Genomic DNA, 16,234 nt, shown 5'->3' with positions numbered 1-16,234 from the left:
GGCTCACCTCGCCTCGGTCAGGGCCAGCGATACCGCTTGGCCTTCGAAGCCCCTGGCCAGCGCGAGCGCGGTGGTCACCGGCGCCTCACGTGGTCCGTCGGGGACGTAGTCCAGATCGCATCCCGGGTCCGGATCGTCCAGATGCGCGGTACCCGGGATGACTCCGTGATGCACGGCCAGCGCCGCCACGGCGGCGTTCACCGCACCCGCGCCGCCGACCAGGTGCCCGGTCTGCGGCTTCACGCTGCTGACCGGCACCCCGGGCGCGTGCTCGCCGAAGGCGGTGTGCAGGGCGCGGGTCTCGCTGAGATCGCCACTGCCGGTGGCACATCCGTGCGCCGCCACATAGGACACCTGGCCGGGGTCGATCGCGGCGTCGTCGAGTGAGCGGTTGATCGCACGCGACAGGCCACGTCGGCTCGGATGCGGTGCGGGCGGTGGATGGCATTCGTTGCCCGCGCCGAATCCGGCGATCTCGGCGTAGATTCGGGCGCCACGCGCCTGGGCGGCGGCGCGTTCTTCCAGCACCAGGATCGCCGCGCCCTCGCCGAGGATGGAACCGGAACGCGACCGGTCGAACGGGCAAAACGCGGCCGGCCCACGCTCGTTCGAGGTCGAGAGCACGCCGACGCCGTCCAATTTCGACATCGGCCACCAGTTCGTCGCATCGTCGTAGCCGCCCGCCAGCGCCAGATCGGCCTCGCCGCGGCGGATGGCCCGCATCGCCCGGCCGATCGCGGTGGCGCCGCTGTCGGCGGTCCCGGCGTAGAAGGCGTTCGGTCCGCGGATGCCGAATTTCTGCGAGACGTGGAAGACCGCCGCGGGCTGGAGTCCCTCGACGAAGAACAGTGGCGCCATGATCGAGGCGCCCTGTTCGCCGAGCACGCCCATATCGGGCGTGCCGTCGTCGCGGCGGATCCGGGTGACGCTGCCGATCAGATCGTCCAGTCGCGAGATCTCCTTGTTGCCACCGAGATACAGCCCGCACCGGTGCCCGAGATCGCCGGTGGTATCGAGGCCGGCGTCGGCGAGGGCCAGCGTCGCGCCCGCCAGGCCCAGCTGATCGCCGCGGTTGAGCATGCGCAGCGCCTTGCGGGAGGCGAACCGTTGCGGCTCGAAGCCGTCGATCTCCGCACCCAGCCGGGTGCGCAGCGGGGCCGGGTCATAGGCGGTGATCGGGCGGATCCCGCTGTGCCCGGCCAGTAGTGCGTCCCAGGTGCTCGCGGCGTCGCCGCCGATCGCGGTGAGCAGGCCGATGCCGGTCACCACGACCCGTCGTTGTTCAGTCATCCGATTCCCCTGTCGTGCCCGGTTCGCTGATATCCGCGCCGAGTCGCAGCGACCGCACGGTGGCGGCGGCGCGCCCGTCCACCTCGGCGACGGCGCGGCAGTCGATGCCCTCCGATGCGGTCGAGACCACCTCGACGGTGATCCGGATCTGGTCGCCCGGCTGCACGTAGTGCCGGAACCGCACGCCACGCACGGCATGCTGGTGGTGCAGTCCGGGCGGGGCGAGCAGTCGGGCGGTCGCGCCGATGTGGTCGAGTAGCAGCACCCCCGGCAGCACCGGGAAGCGCGGGAAGTGCGTGTCGAAGACGGTGAGCGTCAGCGGCACGTTCACCAGTGCGACCGCCCGCACTCCCGGCACGACGTCCACGACGCGGTCGAGCGCGGTGGCAGGCGCGCTCATGACGCGGCCCCGAGCACCAGCCCGGTGTTGGTGCCGCCGAAGGCGAAGGCGTTCACCAGCGCCGCCCGGACCGGCGCGGTGCGCGCCGTGTGCGGCACATAGTCCAGGTCGAGGCCACGTCCGGGGTTGTCGAGATTGAGTGTCGGCGGCACCACACTGTGCCGGATCGCGCCGATCGCGGCCACCATATTGAGGCCGGCGCCGGCCGCGGTGAGATGCCCGGCCATCGACTTCGGCGCGCTCACCAGCACCCGGGCGGCGTGATCGCCGAAGACCTGCTTGATCGCGATGGTTTCGGATTCGTCGTTGCCGGGCGTGCTGGTGCCGTGCGCGACGATGTAGTCGATGCCCTCGACGCCGAGGCCGGACTCCTCGATCGCGCCGGCCATCACCTGGATCGCGCCGGTGCCGTCCGGCGGGGAGTCGGTGATGCGCCAGGCATTGAGAGTGGACGCGTAGCCCAGGATCTCCGCCAGCACCGTCGCGCCCCGCGCGATGGCCGCCTCGCGTTCCTCGAGTACGAACGCCACCGCGCCCTCACCGAGGACGAAACCGGACCGGCGCGCGTCGAAGGGCCGCGACGCGTGCTCGGGATCGTCGTTGTATTCGGTGGTGAGCGCGCCGAGCAGGCTGAACCCGAGCGCGTCCAGCCAGGTGGTCAAGGAGTCGTAGCCGCCGGCCAGCATGAGGTCGGCATCGCCCTCCTGGATCAGCCGGAACGCTTCGCCGACAGCGTGACCCGAACCCGAGCAGGCGGTGCTGATGCCGACCATGGGGCCGCTCGCACCGAGCAGCCGCGCCATCTCCGCCGTCGGCAGGTTCTGATTGCCTTGCAGGGTCAGGCTCGGTGGCTGACGACGGAAGGCATCGGCCTTTCCGGTGGTGGCGCGTTCATGGCCGACGTCGACCAGTAGTTGCAGATCCGGGCGGCCCACGCTGGCGCCCATCGCGACGCCACGCGACTCGTCCGCGGCAGCGGTGTCGAGTCCGGCCCCGGCGATGGCCTCCGCGGCGGCGGCCACCCCGAACCGGCCCGCACGCGACAGATGCCGCCACCGGGTGGTCGCGGGCAGATCGCGCGCCGGATCGAACCCACGCACCAAGCCCGCGATGCGGACCGGGAATCCGGACGCGTCGAAGGTCGTCAGCTCGCCGACCCCGCTACGCCCGGCCGCCAGCGACGACCAGGTGGTCTCGGCATCGTTGCCGAGGGGTGTGACGGCCCCGATTCCGGTGATCACGACGCGTCTCATCGGACCAGTTCCTTTCGGCTCAGCAACCGCGCGAGGCGGTGGGTTTCGCTGGGATCGTCCAGCTCGTCGGCGGGCATGAGGCCGCACATGATCCGGGTCGCGGTCAGTACCGGCGTACCCTCGACGTGCACCGCACCGTTGACGACGGCGGCGGTCTCGGCCATGGACTCCACCGACACCTCGATGTCGAGCACCGCGCCCGGCCGCACCACGCCCAGCTGCCGCACTTCCTCGACGGCCAGCAGCGTCGCCCGGCGCGACAGCTCACTGCCCAGCAGGATCAGCCAGGTCGCCGACTGGCACACGCTCTCCAAGACCAGTGCCGACGGCATGACGGGCCGACCGGAACCATCAGGGACCCAATAGGTTTCCTGGTTCGACGTGAGCTTGCGCGCGGTCGCCGACCGGCCGGGCTCCCAGGCGTCGATTCGATCCACCAGATGAAATCGCACAGCGTCGGATCCTTTCGCCCTCATGCCAGCCGGCCGATGCCGAGCTGTGCGGCGAAACCGCCGTCGGCCCGCACCAGTTCACCGGTCATATAGGCCGATCCGGGACCGGCCAGGAAGGCGATCACCTCGGCGATCTGGCCGACCTCGGCCAGCGACCGCAGCGGGATCTGCTTCTCCAGCTTCTTCCCGGCTCCGCCCGCGACGACCGGGCCGATCAGCTCGGTGGGCGTGAAGCCGGGCAGCACCGCGTTGACCCGGACACCGAAGCGCGCCAACTCGATCGCGCTGCACTGGGTGAAGGCATTGATGGCCGCCTTGGACGCCGAATAGTTCGACTGCCCGATCCAGCCGCGCTGCCCCATGACCGACGAGACGTTGACGATGACGCCGTCGCGCTGGGCCATGAAGTGCCCCATCGCGGCGCGCGTGCAGTTGAACACCCCGCCGAAGTTGGTGCGCATCACCTCGACCCAGTCGCCGGGGTTCATGTCGAAGATCAGTCCGTCCCTGGCAATTCCGGCGTTGTTGACCAGAATGTGCAGTCCGCCCAGCGCCCCGATGGTCTGTTCGATCAGCGTGGCGGCGGCCTCGGGATCGGACACATCGGCGCCGAGGGCGACCGCCTTGCCGCCCGCGGCGGTGACCTCGGCGACGACCGCCTCGGCCTCCTCCGCGCCGGAGCGGTAGTTGACCGCTACCGCAGCACCTTGTTCGGCCAGTAGCAGCGCCGTGGCCCGTCCGATGCCCCGGGAGGCGCCGGTGATCAGCGCGACGCGGTCGGCGAGCCTCACCGCGCCGCCTCCTGTACCAGCTCGATGGCAGCGCGCGCGGTGGCCGATGCCGTGGTCAGCACGACGAAGGCGATCGCCACCCCGTCGGTATGGGAGAGCGAGATTTCCATATCCCGTATGCCTTTCCGTTCGGCGGCGGCACGCGCCGCTCCGTGCAGCCGCAGGCGTGGCCGCCCGCTCGCACCGTTGACCACCTCGACGTCGCGCCAGGGCAGCGCGCCGCCGAGGGCCTTGAACACCGCTTCCTTGGCCGCGAAACGGGCGGCCAAGTGTTCGGCTCCGCGCCCGCGTCCGCCGGCATAGCCGAGTTCACGCTCGGTGAAGACCTGTTCGGCCAGGCCCGGCTGTTCGGTCATCCGAGCAGCGACCTGATCCACGCCGGCGATATCGACGCCGACGAAGATCGTGGCCTCGCCCGGCGCCGGCGGTACGGGGCCCATCTCAGCTCGCGTCCGCGGCCAGCGCCGCGCGGGCGGTGGCCATCTCGGCCAGGTTGCGCACCGTGAACAGCGTCATGACCTGGTCGGCGGTGAGGGTCTCGGGCAGGGTGGACGGGTCGAGCTGGGGTAGCGCGCGTGCCAGCTGCTCCCGTCCGGCCGGGGTGATGCGGCCGTCGGCGTCCTCGAACTCCTCATCGGACAGCTCGCCTTGCAGCAGTTCCGCGATCTCGGCGGCCTGGATCTTCACCCCGACCTTGCGCTCGATCCGGAACAGGATGTCGAGTAGATCGATCGACTCCGCACCCAGTTCACCGAGCACGGTGGCGTCCGGCTCGGCCTCTTCGACCTCGATGCCGACGGCTTCGGCGACGGCTTCGCGGACGGCCTCGAGGGTCTGCGCGGTGGTCTCGGTCATGGCTGGTTCCTCTCCTGGGTGGTGATCTGCTTGATCGCCGCGTCGATGCGGCGAGCGTCGCCGGTGCTGAACACCGGACGGTCTGCGAAGGTGTTCTTGACGAATCCGGTGAGCACCCGGCCGGGCCCGATCTCGGCGAACCGCACCGGGCCCGCGTGCTCGGCGGTGCGCAGCACCTCGGTCCAGCGCACCGGGCGCGACAGCTGCCGGCGCAGCACGATCCGGGCGGCGGCGCCGTCGGTCAGCGATTCGCCGGTGACCGAACTGATCACCGGTAGTCGCGGTGACAAGAAGTTGTGTGCGGCAAGCTCTTCGGCGAACTCTGCTTCGATATCGGCCATGAGTGAGCAGTGGAACGCAGCGCCGACCTCGAGGAACACCACCTTCTGCGCGCCGGCCTCGGTGGCCGCGGCGGCGACCTGTTCGAGCGCGGCGGTGTGGCCGGAGACGACGGTCTGGTTCGGATCGTTGTAGTTGGCCACCTCGGCCACCCCGGTGCCGTCGCGTTCGGCGCAGAGGCGTTCGACGGTGGCCGAAGGCAAGCCGACCACGGCCAGCATCCCGCCCTCGGTGTTCGCGGCCACCCGCGCCATGAGCTCGCCGCGCCTGCGGACCAGTGCGAAGGCGCTCGCCAGGTCGAGGACACCGGCGGCGACCAGGGCGGAGAACTCACCGAGGCTGTGCCCGGCGACCGCGACGGGACGGAAGTTGTGTGCCCGCAACACTTCCCAGGTGGCGAGGCTGGTCGCGACGACGGCGAGCTGGGTGATCTCGGTCGGGGTCAGCTGCTCTTTCGTGCCCGACACACACAGCTCGGTCAGGCCGAATCCAGCGGCCTCGTCGGCCGCGGCGAACACGGGAGTCGTTGTGTCGGCATGGGATTCGAGCAGGTGCGCGGCCATGCCCGCGCGCTGCGAGCCCTGTCCGGGGAACATCGCCACAGTCGGTGCCGTGGTGGTGCGGGTCTGTTCGGGTCCGTCGAGTGGCGCGGTGATCGCTGCCATGGTTCGGGTCCTCCTCCTCTTAGGCCGGCTGGGGTTGCCGGTGCTGACGTGGTGCGGGTCCCCATGCCGCCGGCGCACGGCGGTAGCGCGTCGTGCGGCTGGTGCGCCACGCGCTGTTCGGACCGGGAGCGGTGGCCGATACGGCGGGCGGTCGGTTGCCGCCCGCTGTCGCGAGCACCAGGACCAGCACCGCGAGGTCGGCGTCGGTCGGCCGGCCGTGAAGGACGCGGATCGCGGTCACAGCGGGATGTTTCCGTGCTTGCGGACCGGGCCGGCCGCGCGTTTGGCGGCCAGCAGCGCCAGCGAGCGGATCAGGACCGAGCGGGTGTCGGCCGGGTCGATGACGTCGTCGACGTGACCGCGTTGCGCGGCGACGAACGGATTCATCAGGTCGCGCTCGTAGTCGCGCACCAGCTCCTGGCGCCGCCGCAGCGGATCATCGGCGGCGGCGATCTGCTTGCGGAAGATGATGTTGGCCGCGGCCTCGGCCCCCATCACCGCGGTCTGATTCGACGGCCAGGCGAACGACAGGTCCGCACCGATCGACTTGGAGTCCATCACGATGTACGCGCCGCCGAACGCCTTGCGGACGATCACCTGGATTCGCGGCACGGTCGCTTCGCAGTAGGCGTAGAGCAGCTTCGCGCCGCGCCGGATGATCGCGTCGTGTTCCTGCTCCACACCGGGCAGGAAGCCGGGCACGTCCACCAGCGTGACCAGCGGAATGTTGAACGAATCGCACATCCGCACGAAGCGGGCCGCCTTCTCCGAGGCGTCGATATCGAGGACACCGGCCAGCACGGCGGGCTGGTTGCCGACGATGCCGACCACGTTGCCGTCCAGCCGGGCCAGCGCGCAGATGATGTTGCGCGCCCACGATTCGTGCACTTCCAGGTACTGCCCGTCGTCGACGATCTCGGCGACCACGCGCCGCATGTCGTAGGGCGTCCGGGGGTCCACCGGCACGATGTCGCACAGTTCGGTGCAGCGCCGGTCGGCCGGGTCCTCGGTCCACTCGCGCGGGGGCAGTTCCTGGTTGTTCGACGGCAGATACGACAGCAGTTCGCGGACCTCGTCGAAGCAACTTATCAGGTTAGGCTAACCTCATGTTCATGAACGTTTCGGGACAGCGCGTGGTCGTCGTCACCGGGGCCGCCGCCGGAATCGGCGCGGCGGTGGCGCGGCGATTCGCACTCGAGTCCGACGTCCTCGCCCTCTGGGATCGGGACCCGCGCGTCCATCACGTCGCTGACGAAATCGCCGCTACCGCAGCATGTTCGGTTGCCGCCACGGCGGTCGATCTGACCGACGCGAAGGCGGTCGACGCCGCTTTCGACGCACTCGTCGCCGAGCACGGCTGCCCTGATGTGGTTGCGCACGCCGCGGGCGTCATGCGGGCGGGTAGTGCCTTGGAGATCACCGAGCAGGACTGGGACACCAGCCTCGCCGTCAACGCCACCGCGACCATGCGGGTCACCCAGCGCGCCGCGCGTGACATGGTCGCGGCCGGTGGCGGATCGATCGTGGTGGTGTCGTCCAATGCGGCCGCCACACCGCGTGTCGGCATGGCCGCCTACTGTGCGTCGAAGGCCGCCGCGACCGCCTTCACCCGTGCGCTGGCTTTGCAAGTCGCTCCGCATGGGGTGCGGGTGAATCTGGTCTCGCCGGGCTCCACCGACACCGCGATGCTGCGCGGGCTCTACACCGACGCTGATCACCCGCTCGACGACGCCGCCCGCGCCGCATTGCTCGACGGCGACGCACACGTCTACCGCCTCGGTATTCCCTTGCGCCGCATCGCCTCTGCCGACGACATCGCCGCGGCAGTGCGCTTCCTCGCCTCCGCGGACGCCCGCCACATCACCATGCACGACCTGCGGGTGGACGGCGGCGCCACGCTCGACATGTGAAATCACCGGGCCCCGCGCCCTGCCGTCAGCACCGATACGACGAACCGGAGAGATGTCATGCCCATACCGCCGATCGCGCCCTACGACCTGCCCACCGCGGCCGAGGTCGCACCGAACGAGGTGGCCTGGACCGTCACACCGGAGCGCAGCGCGCTGCTGATCCACGACATGCAGCAGTACTTCGTGTCCGCCTACGACGTCGCGCAGGACCCGGCGCGCACTCTGCTGGTCAATATCGCCCGGCTGCGCGACCGCTGCCACGAGCTCGGCATCCCGGTCATCTACACCATGCAGCCCGGCAACCAGCATCCCTCGCGCCGCGGCATCCTCGCCGACTTCTGGGGCACCGGCATGTCACACGGACCCGACACCGAGGTGGTCGCCGAACTACGCCCGCACGCCGGCGATATCCAGGTCACCAAATGGCGATATTCGGCCTTTCAGCGCACAGACCTGCGGGAGCTGCTCGGCTACTACAACCGCGACCAGCTGATGATCACCGGCGTCTACACCCATATGGGCTGCATGCTCAGCGCCGCGGAGGCGTTCATGAGCGATGTGCGCCCGTTCCTCGCGCTGGACGCCACCGCCGATTTCAGCCGTGAGGAACATCTGATGGCGTTGAACTACACCGCGCGCCGCTGCGGCGCCGTGCTCAGCACCGCTGATCTGCTCGAACAGCTCTCCGAGGTGCCCGCCCGGGCCGGTTGAGCCGGGCCCGCTGCCCGAGTCGCGCCGGTAGTATCGGAGCACGGCCCGTGCCGGTCGCCCACCCCTCTGGCCGGCGCAGCCACGGGAGAGCCGGTGATGAGCACACGCGATATTCCCAGCTGGCGGCGGTTGCCGGGCAGCGTACGGCTGCTGGTGATCACCGTGGCGATGCTCGTCGTGTTGCTGCTGGTGGTTCCCCGGCTGATCGGGGTCTATATCGGCTGGTTGTGGTTCGGCGAGGTCGGCTACCGCGACGTCTGGCGTACCGTGCTGCTCACCCGGGTGGCGATGTTCGCCTCGATCGGACTGTTCGTCGGCGGGGCGCTGTTCGTGTCGATGTGGCTGGCCTACCGGCACCGTCCGCTGCTGATCTCCGACACCGAGCGCGAGGATTATCTGCTGCCCTATCGCAGCGTCCTGCTGCGCAAACCGCTGTGGTTCGGGCTCGGCATCGCCGGTGCGTTCGGAGTGATCTGCGGGTTGATCGGGCAGTCGCGCTGGACGACGGTGCAGCTGTTCCTGCACGGCGGCGCCTTCGGCATCGATGACCCCGAATTCGGTCACGACATCGGCTTCTTCGTCTTCGATCTGCCGTTTTACCGGCTGGTGGTGAGCTGGCTGTTCGCCACCGTCGTGCTCGCCTTGCTGGCCGCTCTCGCCGCGCACTACCTGCTCGGCGGGATCCGGTTGACCGGTAAGTTCCCGGGGCTGACGACGGCGGCCCGGGTGCAGCTGGTGGTGCTGGCCGGTGTGTTCATCCTGTTGAAGGCGGCCGCCTACTGGCTGGACCGTTACGCGCTGCTGTCGAGCCACAGTCGCGAACCCACCTTCGCCGGTGCCGGCTACACCGATATCAACGCGGTGTTGCCGGCCAGGTTGATCATGTTCGCCATCGCCATCATCTGCGCGGTCGCGGTCTTCTCCGCGGTGGTGGTGCGAGATCTGCGCATCCCGGCCATGGCCGCCGCGTTGCTGCTGCTGTCGTCGATCCTGGTGGGCGGGCTGTGGCCGCTGGCGGTCGAGCAGCTGTCGGTGCGCCCCAATGCCGCCGACAAGGAACGCGTCTACATCGAACGCAATATCGCCGCCACCCGGTCGGCGTACGGAATTGGCGCCGACCGAGTGGAGTACAAACCGTATCCGGGCATCGGCACCAAGCCGCCGCCGCAGGTGCCCGCCGACGCCACCACCATCGCCAATGTGCGGCTGCTGGATCCCAACGTGCTCTCGCGCACCTTCACCCAGCAGCAGCAGTTGAAGAATTTCTACAGCTTCCCCGACAAACTCGACCTCGACCGGTACCGCATCGACGGGCAGTTGCGCGATTACGTGGTCGCGGCCAGGGAGCTGACGCCGAGCGCGCTGAGCGCCAACCAGCGGCACTGGGTCAACCGGCACACCGTCTACACCCACGGCAACGGATTCGTCGCCGCACCGGCCAACCGCGTCAATGCCGCGGTGCGCGACGCGGCAGGCGACGCGGAAAGCAGCAACAGCGGCTACCCGATCTACACCGTCAGCGATATTGCCAGCGCGGCATCGGGGCAGCAGGTGATCCCGGTCGACCAGCCGCGCATCTACTTCGGCGAAGTGATCGCCGCGGCCGATCCGGATTACGCCATCGTCGGCGGCGGCACCGAGCCCCGCGAATACGACACCGACACCACCAAGTACACCTACGACGGCGCCGGTGGCGTGCCGATCGGGAACTGGGCCAACCGGCTGGCCTTCGCAGTGCACTACGCCGAACGCAACATCATCTTCTCCGACGCCATCGACGCCGATTCCAAGATCATCTTCAACCGCGATCCGCGTCATCGGGTCGAGCTGGTCGCGCCCTGGCTGACCACCGACAACGACCCCTACCCGGCGGTGGTGGACGGCCGGATCGTGTGGATCGTCGACGCCTACACCACCGTCGACGACTACCCCTACGCCAAGCGCAGTTCGCTCGAGGCCTTGGCGCCCGGCAACGAGGCCGAGGGTGGGCCGTTCGAGGAGATCTCCTACGTGCGCAACTCGATCAAGGCCACCGTCGACGCCTACGACGGCACGGTCACCCTCTACCAGGTCGACCGCGACGACCCGGTGCTGACGGCGTGGATGAACGTCTTCCCCGGCACCGTCGAACCGCCGGAGTCGATCAGCGACGACCTGCGCGCGCACTTCCGCTACCCGGAGGATCTGTTCGCCATCCAGCGCGAAATGCTGGCCAAGTACCACGTCGACGAGCCGCGAGAGTTCTTCACCACCAACGCCTTCTGGTCGGTGCCCAGCGATCCGACCGTCGAGACCAACCCGCACCAGCCGCCGTTCTATGTACTGATGGGGGACCCGGAAACCGCCGACCCGTCGTTCCGGCTGGCGAGCGCGATGGTCGGGTTCAATCGCGAGTTCCTCTCGGCCTACATCTCCGTCGAATGCGATCCGGACAACTACGGCAGATTCACTGTGCTGCAACTGCCCACCGACACCCTCACCCAAGGCCCGCAGCAGATCCAGAACTCGATGATCTCCGACACCCGCGTCGCCTCCGAGCGCACGCTGCTCGAGCGATCCAACCGGATCCAATACGGCAACCTGCTGACGCTGCCGATCGCCGAGGGCGGCGTGCTCTACGTCGAACCGTTGTTCACCGAGCGGATCTCGACCGCGCCGAACGGCTCCACCTTCCCGCAGCTGGCGCGGATGCTGGTGAGCTACCGCGATCCCGGCACCGGCGGCGTCCGGGTGGGCTATGCGCCGACCCTCGCCGAGGCGCTCGACCAGGTCTTCGGTCCGGAAACCGGCAACCTCGCCACCGCACCGGGCGGCGGACCCGGGGCACCGCCGCCACCGGGCCGGCCCCGGCCCGCGCCACCATCCGGGCCGGTGCCGCCGCAGATCCAAGGGGTGGACGAGGCAACCATCGCCGAACTCAACGCCCAGATCGATGCCATCCGCGATGCCCTCGACCGCATCCAGCAGCAGGTCGAAGGGCTGCCACGGCCGGGCGGATGACCGCTGGACCGCGGCTCGGAGAAATATGCCGGATCGCGGCCGGCAGGGGTCTTGACTGACGCCGAATCCGGGTGATACTGGACATATACCGGAACACCGAAGAGTGTGACGCGTTCGAAGGAGACGTCCGGAGAACGGTGGTCACATTCCTTCAAGATCCGGCTAGGCCCCCGGCAAGCCAGTCGAATACCGGAGCCATCAGCGACGACTGAGGTTCATGGATTCGATGGAGACTACCGGGGACTGTTCTGTTCAGGGGTTTCTCTCGCACGCCGGCCGTCACGCGCCGATCGCGCGTGCTAGTTGCGGCCACGAATCGTGCAGGTCGGCTTCGAACTGGCCCCAGGTATGCGAACCCGACGGCCGATTGATATGCGTCGCAGGAATACCCAACGCGGCCAGCCGGCCCGCGAACGCCCCCGTGCACGCGCTCGCGATGGCCTCGACCGGCGGCATCGGCAACCCGCCCTCATCGATCCCGCCCGGAATACCGGACGCCGCCGACAAGAAGATCGACTTACCGGCCAGGCGATGCGCGTTCAGGAACGCATCATGAGCCTGCCAGCCCGGCCCGCCCGGCATACCCCAGACATTGCCCGGATTACCGCCACCGCGCAGCACCTGCGCACCCGCCAGCGACACACCCACCGGATCGGTGGCCCACGGGCAGCCGCTGTAGGCGGCGACCGCGCTGTAGAGCGGGCCACCCTGAATGGCCAGATCGATCGCCGACGCCGCGCTCATCGACACCCCGGCGATGGCATTACGGCCGCTGGCGCCCAGCCGCGCGTCCATGACGCCGGGCAGCTCATGGGTGAGATAGGTCTGCCACTTGTTGCGGCCCATCACCGGATCGTCGGCCATCCAATCGGTGTAGAGGCTGTAGCCGCCGCCGACCGGCATCACCACATTGACGAACTTGTCGGCGAAGAACTGGGCCACATCGGTGTCGTCCCACCAGGAGATGCCGTCCACCCCGCCGCCGGCGCCGGTCAGCAGATACAGCGTCGGCGCACCGGCACCGGCCGCCCGGATCACCCGGTTGGTGACCACCTTGTCCATCGCGGGTGAATACACCTCGATCTGTGAAACACGCGGCCCGATCGGGGATTCGGCCACCACCCGGGTACCGGCGGGAGCGGCTGCCGCGAGGCCGGAGACGACGACAGAAGCGGCAACGGCGCAGACGATGACAGCGAACAGCTTCACGGCCTTCACTCTTCCGTTGTACCGTGCGGGCGCCGGTCGATCGAGACCTACACGCCGCGAACCCGGATCCGCGTCACTGCCATTCGCCGCGTTCGAGGTCCAGGATTCGCGGATGCATCAGGGTGGACGGGCTCTCTCCGGTATCACGGCGGTCGGGAGCGAATACCGCCGCCGCGGCCAGACTCGTCGGATCGATCGAGCGCAGCGGAGCCGGCGGATCCAGCGTCAGCCGCGGTTCGGCGTCGCGGGTGGCGAGCACGAAACCCCAATCGCCGAAGCTCGGCACATCCACGTGATAGGGCAGGGTGCGCAGCCCGGCCGCGCGCACCGTGGCGTCGATGCACCAGAACGAACGCGGCGCGAAGAACGGGGACCCGGCCTGCACCACCATCGTGGCGCCCGGCGCCAGCGCACCCGCGGCCAGCGCGTAGAACTCGGTGGAGTACAGCTTGGCGATGGAGGTCTGGTCCGGGTCGGGCAGATCGATGAGCACCGCGTCGAACTGCCCGGGCGTCTCGCGCAGCCAGGAGAACGCGTCGGCGGTGACCACCCGGACCCGCGGGTCGTCGAAGGCGTGTCGATTCAATGCGGTGATGCGCGGATCGGTGCGCGCCAGGCGAATCATCTCCGGATCCAGTTCGACCAAGGTCACGGCCGCCACATCCGGATACTTCAGGATCTCGCGCAAGGCCAGCCCGTCGCCGCCGCCGAGCACCAGCACATTCCGGCGGGCACCCGCCAGCGCCGGATGCACCAGTGCCTCGTGATAGCGGTACTCGTCGACCGAGGAGAACTGCAGATCGCCGTTGAGGAACAGCCGGGTATCGGTGGTGCCGAACGGCGACAGCGATTCGGTGAGCACGATCTGCTGATACGGCGTCTGCGCCCGCCACACGATGGGATGGGCGAACAACGCCTGCTGAGCGGTCGCCTCGAACCGGTCGGCGTAGACGTAGCTGCCCACCAGCACCGCCGCCACCAGCAGGGTGAGCGAACCGAGCAGCCAGCGGGTGACCCGGCGCAGATCCGCCCGGAACCACACGAAGATCAACGCCAGCCCGGCCACCGCGTTCACCACGCCGACGATCAGGCTGCCGCGGATCTGTCCGAACATCGGCAGCAGCAGGAACGGAAACGCCAGCCCACCCAGCAGCGCGCCCACGTAGTCGGCGGCGAACAGATCGGCCACCGCGCTGCCCGCGGCCTGGCGGCGGATCTGTTGCAGCAGCTCCATCAGCAGCGGGATCTCCGCACCGATCAGCGCACCGATGACGATCGAGATCAGCACCAGCGCCGCGGTGTAGAGGTCGAGCCAGGCATAGGCGGCGTACAGGGCGAGCACGGACAGTCCGCCGACGGTCGCCAGCGCCAGCTCCACCCCCACGAACGCGGCGGCCGCCCGATGACGCAACGGCTTGGCCGCCAGCGCCCCCAACCCCATCGCACACACCATCACACTCAAGGTGATCGAGGCCTGGGCGGCGGTATCGCCGATCAGATAGCTGCCGAGGGTGACCAGGGACAGCTCGTAGACCAGCCCGCACGCCGCGCAGATGAAGACCGTGATCAGCAGCGCGATCCGGGCGAACCGGCGGCGCGGACCCGAGCCGGAGCCGACCGTCCCGCCGATATCGGCGGCGCCGGTATCGGTCGAGCGTTCGGTCTGCGCCGGAGCGGGCACTAGGTCAGGCCGGCCGCCACCACACCGGCGACGGCGAGATGCAGGGCCGCGCTGACCCACACCCCGGGATGCAGGTCCTTCTCGGCCACCACGCCACGGAACTCACCCGGGGTCACCAGGTCCAGCAGCAGGAATGCCAGCGCCATCGCGGCCAGGCCGATCACGCCGTATACCGCGCTGGAGGCCAGCGCCGCGCCGATCGCGCCCTGCGAGGTCCAGATGGCGGTGGCCACGATGATGCCGACGCCGAGCAGGTTCGCCGACACCAGCAGTGCGGCATTGCGATTGCGTTCGATCCAGATCTGCCTGCGCAGGTTGCCGGGGGTGAGGATGTCCACCAGGACGAAACCGAGCGCCATCAGCGCGATCCCGACCCCGCAGTACGCGAGCGCGGCGCCCGCGTCCGCGGGGAGATCTTCGAGCATGTTGTCCTCCTGAAGCCGGAATTGTCCGTGGATTGTCCTGGGCGGATGGGCTATTTGCCGTCGCCGCTGCCGCCGCCGCGGAAGCCGCCACCGGATCCGCCGCCACCGCTGCTGGCCCAGCCGTAGGTGCTGACGTAGTGGCTGTGGCGACGATGCCCGGTGCGGTAGTCGTCGACCAGGATCTTGGATCCGCCCTGGTACGGGGTGACGGCAATGATGTCGTCGCGGTACTGCAGGAAGATCTTGTCCTCGGTGCTGCGCTTGTCCAGCGGCCGCGCCGCCCGGGCGATCTCGTTCGCCACGATCGGCGCGGCGGCGGTGGCGGTGTAGGCCAGGCCGTTGTTCGGTTCGTCGAGCGCGGCGGCGCGGGTGTAGTGATCGGCGATGTAGTCGCGCGGCTCATCGCTGGCACCGGCGCGGGCGATGAGGGCGACCACCAGCGCGATGGCCACGATCACCGAGCCGATACCGGTGATCAGCCAAGCAGTACGGCTCACGACTCCACCTCGCTGGCGCTCGGCTCCGTCGTTCCCGTGGGCGCTGTGCCGATGGTTCGCTCGCTGCGCTCGCTCACGACGGCTGCTGCGGGTAGATCATGACGGCACTGCGGTTGAGCACCTGACCGAGGGTGCCCTCTTTGCGGCCGGCGTCGCCGAACTCCTCGAACGCCAGGCGGGTGCCGTCATCGGCGACGTAGTCGTGGTAGGTGAGCACACCGCTGGGCGCCAGGCCGGTGGTGGCTTCGCTGGCGAACCGGGCGGTGCCGGTCTCTTCCAGCCGGAAGCGCTTGCCCTGGTGTTCCAGTTCGGCCGGGCCGGGCGCGGGCAGGCCCGCGGTTTCGGTCCACAGCACGAGTTCGAGGTCGGGGTCTTCCTCCACCGAGAGCCAGTGCTGGACGTCGTTGCCGGTGTCGAGCAGGTGTTCGGCCCACTGGTAGCCGCCTTCTTTGAGGCGGAGGGTGCCGCGCACGGTGTAGGTCTGGCCGAAGATGTCGACGATGTCACCGGCCTTCAGGGAGCGCGGGTCACCGCGCAGGGCGTCGGCGTCCTTGTCGGCGAACGGGTCCACCGGTGCGGACGGCCGGGCCTGCTCCTGTGCGCGCTTGTCCTTGGTGAGCTTGTACACCATGTAGAACGAGACGCAGGCCAGGACGATGACCACGATCAGCGCGACGATCAAGAATGCGGTGATGACAACCCCTCCCGGTCCGAACTCCTGGGGGACCTTAACACTCTTGCCGCCCGCCGGGGCGA

18 protein-coding genes are annotated in these 16,234 nt (G+C 69.2%); 3 read left to right on the top strand and 15 right to left on the bottom strand.

Translation table 11 applies throughout. The annotated features are described in order from the left end of the window. Positions 1-3: 3 nt before the first annotated feature. The 10 genes from NOCYR_RS20610 to NOCYR_RS20565 are packed head-to-tail and all read right to left on the bottom strand — an operon-like array spanning position 4 to position 7,134. Positions 4-1,290, bottom strand: a complete 1,287-nt coding sequence (locus NOCYR_RS20610) for a beta-ketoacyl-[acyl-carrier-protein] synthase family protein (RefSeq protein WP_048833568.1) — start codon at positions 1,288-1,290, stop codon at positions 4-6. Then, positions 1,283-1,690, bottom strand: coding sequence for a 3-hydroxyacyl-ACP dehydratase FabZ family protein (locus NOCYR_RS20605; protein WP_014352333.1), 408 nt, complete (start codon positions 1,688-1,690; stop codon positions 1,283-1,285). Before NOCYR_RS20605 ends, NOCYR_RS20610 begins: the two co-directional genes overlap by 8 nt. Next, positions 1,687-2,943, bottom strand: coding sequence for a beta-ketoacyl-[acyl-carrier-protein] synthase family protein (locus NOCYR_RS20600; protein ID WP_014352332.1), 1,257 nt, complete (start codon positions 2,941-2,943; stop codon positions 1,687-1,689). Before NOCYR_RS20600 ends, NOCYR_RS20605 begins: the two co-directional genes overlap by 4 nt. Beyond that, entirely contained in the window at positions 2,940-3,395 is a 456-nt protein-coding gene (locus tag NOCYR_RS20595) for a 3-hydroxyacyl-ACP dehydratase FabZ family protein (protein WP_014352331.1), read from the bottom strand. The genes NOCYR_RS20600 and NOCYR_RS20595 overlap by 4 nt, the downstream gene beginning before the upstream one ends. 20 nt (positions 3,396-3,415) lie before the next feature. After that, on the bottom strand, positions 3,416-4,186 hold the full coding sequence (locus NOCYR_RS20590) for an SDR family NAD(P)-dependent oxidoreductase (protein WP_014352330.1): 771 nt from the start codon (positions 4,184-4,186) through the stop codon (positions 3,416-3,418). Beyond that, positions 4,183-4,626 (bottom strand): holo-ACP synthase, encoded by a 444-nt coding sequence (locus NOCYR_RS20585; protein ID WP_014352329.1) that lies wholly within the window; start codon positions 4,624-4,626, stop codon positions 4,183-4,185. The genes NOCYR_RS20590 and NOCYR_RS20585 overlap by 4 nt, the downstream gene beginning before the upstream one ends. Position 4,627: 1 nt before the next feature. After that, positions 4,628-5,041, bottom strand: coding sequence for an acyl carrier protein (locus NOCYR_RS20580; RefSeq protein ID WP_014352328.1), 414 nt, complete (start codon positions 5,039-5,041; stop codon positions 4,628-4,630). Next, positions 5,038-6,045 (bottom strand): ACP S-malonyltransferase, encoded by a 1,008-nt coding sequence (gene fabD / locus NOCYR_RS20575; RefSeq protein ID WP_014352327.1) that lies wholly within the window; start codon positions 6,043-6,045, stop codon positions 5,038-5,040. Before fabD ends, NOCYR_RS20580 begins: the two co-directional genes overlap by 4 nt. A 19-nt stretch (positions 6,046-6,064) precedes the next feature. Then, entirely contained in the window at positions 6,065-6,286 is a 222-nt protein-coding gene (locus tag NOCYR_RS31045; protein ID WP_014352326.1) for an acyl-CoA carboxylase epsilon subunit, read from the bottom strand. After that, positions 6,283-7,134, bottom strand: coding sequence for an acyl-CoA carboxylase subunit beta (locus NOCYR_RS20565; protein WP_269147626.1), 852 nt, complete (start codon positions 7,132-7,134; stop codon positions 6,283-6,285). Before NOCYR_RS20565 ends, NOCYR_RS31045 begins: the two co-directional genes overlap by 4 nt. Positions 7,135-7,151: 17 nt before the next feature. Here NOCYR_RS20565 and NOCYR_RS20560 point away from each other — a divergent pair, with 17 nt between their 5' ends. The 3 genes from NOCYR_RS20560 to NOCYR_RS20550 all read left to right on the top strand — a co-directional run bounded on the left by NOCYR_RS20560 (position 7,152) and on the right by NOCYR_RS20550 (position 11,666). Beyond that, positions 7,152-7,955 (top strand): SDR family oxidoreductase, encoded by an 804-nt coding sequence (locus NOCYR_RS20560; RefSeq protein ID WP_014352324.1) that lies wholly within the window; start codon positions 7,152-7,154, stop codon positions 7,953-7,955. A gap of 57 nt (positions 7,956-8,012) precedes the next feature. Further along, the gene (locus NOCYR_RS20555; protein ID WP_014352323.1) at positions 8,013-8,666 is read left to right on the top strand and encodes an isochorismatase family protein; all 654 of its coding nucleotides are present in this window, start codon (positions 8,013-8,015) and stop codon (positions 8,664-8,666) included. Between the two features lie 96 nt (positions 8,667-8,762). Then, positions 8,763-11,666: a UPF0182 family protein gene (locus tag NOCYR_RS20550; RefSeq protein WP_014352322.1), complete on the top strand. Its 2,904-nt coding sequence runs from the start codon at positions 8,763-8,765 to the stop codon at positions 11,664-11,666. A gap of 279 nt (positions 11,667-11,945) precedes the next feature. On the opposite strand, the gene NOCYR_RS20545 is transcribed toward NOCYR_RS20550, so the two are convergent. The 5 genes from NOCYR_RS20545 to NOCYR_RS20525 form a co-directional block, all read right to left on the bottom strand. Continuing rightward, the gene (locus NOCYR_RS20545; protein WP_014352321.1) at positions 11,946-12,884 is read right to left on the bottom strand and encodes an alpha/beta hydrolase; all 939 of its coding nucleotides are present in this window, start codon (positions 12,882-12,884) and stop codon (positions 11,946-11,948) included. Between the two features lie 64 nt (positions 12,885-12,948). Continuing rightward, positions 12,949-14,556 (bottom strand): polyamine aminopropyltransferase, encoded by a 1,608-nt coding sequence (locus tag NOCYR_RS20540; protein WP_014352320.1) that lies wholly within the window; start codon positions 14,554-14,556, stop codon positions 12,949-12,951. After that, positions 14,556-14,981, bottom strand: a complete 426-nt coding sequence (locus NOCYR_RS20535; RefSeq protein WP_014352319.1) for a DUF350 domain-containing protein — start codon at positions 14,979-14,981, stop codon at positions 14,556-14,558. The genes NOCYR_RS20540 and NOCYR_RS20535 overlap by 1 nt, the downstream gene beginning before the upstream one ends. 50 nt (positions 14,982-15,031) lie before the next feature. Then, positions 15,032-15,478 (bottom strand): DUF4247 domain-containing protein, encoded by a 447-nt coding sequence (locus NOCYR_RS20530; RefSeq protein WP_014352318.1) that lies wholly within the window; start codon positions 15,476-15,478, stop codon positions 15,032-15,034. 73 nt (positions 15,479-15,551) lie between these two features. After that, positions 15,552-16,160: a DUF4178 domain-containing protein gene (locus NOCYR_RS20525; protein ID WP_197538392.1), complete on the bottom strand. Its 609-nt coding sequence runs from the start codon at positions 16,158-16,160 to the stop codon at positions 15,552-15,554. Between the last annotated feature and the right edge of the window lie 74 nt (positions 16,161-16,234).

The sequence above is a fragment of the Nocardia cyriacigeorgica GUH-2 genome, from assembly GCF_000284035.1.
Taxonomy (GTDB): Bacteria; Actinomycetota; Actinomycetes; order Mycobacteriales; family Mycobacteriaceae; genus Nocardia; species Nocardia cyriacigeorgica_B.
Note: the sequence above shows the minus strand (reverse complement) of the source record. Positions and strands in the feature narration are given on the sequence as shown.